Here is a 2,017-nt window from a genome sequence, read left to right as displayed (position 1 = left end):
GTGGCGCTTTCTCCTTCATTTCTTCTACCATCAGTTCGTACATTCGCTGCGGTGTTGAGCCTGCTGTGATTGCCAAATGAACCTTTTTTTTTTTCAAGCAGAAGACGGCATACGGGATGAGCGCTAGTCTCGTGGGCTCGGAGAGGTGTATAAGAGACAGAGTCCGCGTTCGGCGGCTGACAGGGCGTGTGCGAGGGCCAGCGTCGTGGCCTGCCGGTCGGTGGTGGCCATGACTCTAGTTTCGTACGTACGTTCGAAAAAGGAAAGAGGGAGCGGGTGTGGCGCGCCGGGGCCGGACGGCGGCCGGGAAAGGTGCTGGAATGCTTCGTCCCTTGCGGCGCCCGGCAGGCCGTCGGTGACGGCGCCTCGAACCAGAGCAACACCGCCCAGGTCAACGGCTCGGAGTTCACGGCCGTCAGCCAGGGCAACGCCAACACCGCCATCAGCTCCGCCCCGCTGTGGTGGTGAGCTGAGCGGGCCGGTGCGGCGGCACCGGCCCGGGTGCGATGGGGTGTGCTTCACGGGGTCACAACGTCTGAGCGGCGGTACTCCGGTACCGCCGCTCAGACGTTTTCGCTTCCGTCGGGTCTTGACGGAACATCCGATCTGACGGACAGTCAGAAACCGTGAGTGGTGAGCCGGAGGTCCACGCAGGCCGGGAGACGGAGCACGCCTCCCGGACCGTTCCGCCGCCCGCGGAGGAGTTCGAGGCGCGCCTGAAGGCCTACGAGGGTCGGCCGGCCGCCGCCACCGGAGTCGGCCGCGACCCGGTCAACGAGCCGATGATCAGGCACTGGTGCGAGGCCATGGGCGACACCAACCCCGCGTACACGGGACCGGACGCCATCGCCCCGCCCACCATGCTCCAGGCCTGGACCATGGCCGGCCTCACCCACCGCCCGGAACGCACGGCCACCTACGACGAACTCCTCACGCTGCTCGACGCGTCGGGCCACGACGCGGTCGTCGCCACCGACTGCGAACAGGAGTACCTGCGCCCGCTGCGCCCGGGCGACCACGTCACCTTCGACTCCGTGATCGAGTCGGTGTCCGGCCGCAAGACCACGAAGCTCGGCACCGGCTACTTCGTCACCACCCGCACAGACGTCCGGGCCGAGGGCGAACTCGCCGGCACCCACCGCTTCCGCATCCTCAAGTACGCCCCCGCGCACCGGCCTTCGAAACCGGTGGAACGCCGCCCCCGCCCGGTCGTCAACCGCGACAACGCCGGCTTCTGGGAGGGCGTGGCCCGCCACGAACTGCTCATCCAGCGCTGCACCGCCTGCCGCACCCTGCGTCTCCCCTGGCTGCCGGGGTGCAACGGCTGCGGCTCCCCGGACTGGGACACCGTGGCGGCGAGCGGCGAGGGCACGGTCTACTCGTACGTCGTCATGCACCACCCGCCCTTCCCGGCCTTCGAGCCGCCCTACGCGGTCGGCCTCATCGAACTCGCCGAGGGCGTGCGGATCGTCAGCAACGTGGTCGGGGTGCCGTACGGCCAAGTGCGGATCGGCATGCCGGTGCGGCTGGAGTTCCGGCGGTACGACGCAGAGCTGGAACTGCCGGTGTTCCGGCCGTACGACGAGGAGCTGGAACTGCCGGTGTTCCAGGGGGTGGGCCCGTGAAGGCCGGTGACCGCCTCCCACCCCTGGAGGTCCCCGTCACCCGGACCCTGATCGTCGCCGGGGCGATCGCCTCCCGGGACTACCAGGACGTCCACCACGACCCGGAGCTCGCCCGGAGCAAGGGCTCCCCCGACATCTTCATGAACATCCTGACGACCAACGGCCTGGTCGGCCGCTACATCACCGACCACTTCGGCCCGCGGGCGGAGCTGCGCCGGGTCGCCATCCGGCTCGGCGCGCCCAACCACCCCGGCGACACGATGGTGCTCACGGGCACAGTCGAGGCGGCCGACGGCGACACGGTGACCGTCCGGGTCGTCGGCGCGAACGGCATCGGCACGCACGTCACGGGCACGGTGACGGTGAGGATCCCGGGATGAGCGCGCGAGGGC

General features: G+C 69.3%; 3 protein-coding genes and 1 pseudogene. 3 read left to right on the top strand and 1 reads right to left on the bottom strand.

What is annotated here, in order from left to right:
- Positions 1–150 precede the first annotated feature (150 nt).
- Positions 151–348: pseudogene (locus C1J00_RS47465) on the bottom strand (bifunctional DNA primase/polymerase); the annotation flags it as partial.
- Between C1J00_RS47465 and C1J00_RS45760 the strand changes: the two are divergent.
- The 3 genes from C1J00_RS45760 to C1J00_RS42525 all read left to right on the top strand — a co-directional run bounded on the left by C1J00_RS45760 (position 313) and on the right by C1J00_RS42525 (position 2,005).
- The gene (locus tag C1J00_RS45760; RefSeq protein WP_180989909.1) at positions 313–468 is read left to right on the top strand and encodes a hypothetical protein; all 156 of its coding nucleotides are present in this window, start codon (positions 313–315) and stop codon (positions 466–468) included. The pseudogene C1J00_RS47465 and the gene C1J00_RS45760 overlap by 36 nt on opposite strands.
- Positions 469–626: 158 nt before the next feature.
- Positions 627–1,625, top strand: coding sequence for a bifunctional MaoC family dehydratase N-terminal/OB-fold nucleic acid binding domain-containing protein (locus C1J00_RS42530; RefSeq protein WP_439333485.1), 999 nt, complete (start codon positions 627–629; stop codon positions 1,623–1,625).
- On the top strand, positions 1,622–2,005 hold the full coding sequence (locus C1J00_RS42525) for a MaoC family dehydratase (RefSeq protein ID WP_102914131.1): 384 nt from the start codon (positions 1,622–1,624) through the stop codon (positions 2,003–2,005). Before C1J00_RS42530 ends, C1J00_RS42525 begins: the two co-directional genes overlap by 4 nt.
- Positions 2,006–2,017 lie beyond the last annotated feature (12 nt).

It is taken from the genome of Streptomyces cahuitamycinicus (assembly GCF_002891435.1).
In the GTDB taxonomy this organism is placed as follows: domain Bacteria; phylum Actinomycetota; class Actinomycetes; order Streptomycetales; family Streptomycetaceae; genus Streptomyces; species Streptomyces cahuitamycinicus.
Note: the sequence above shows the minus strand (reverse complement) of the source record. Positions and strands in the feature narration are given on the sequence as shown.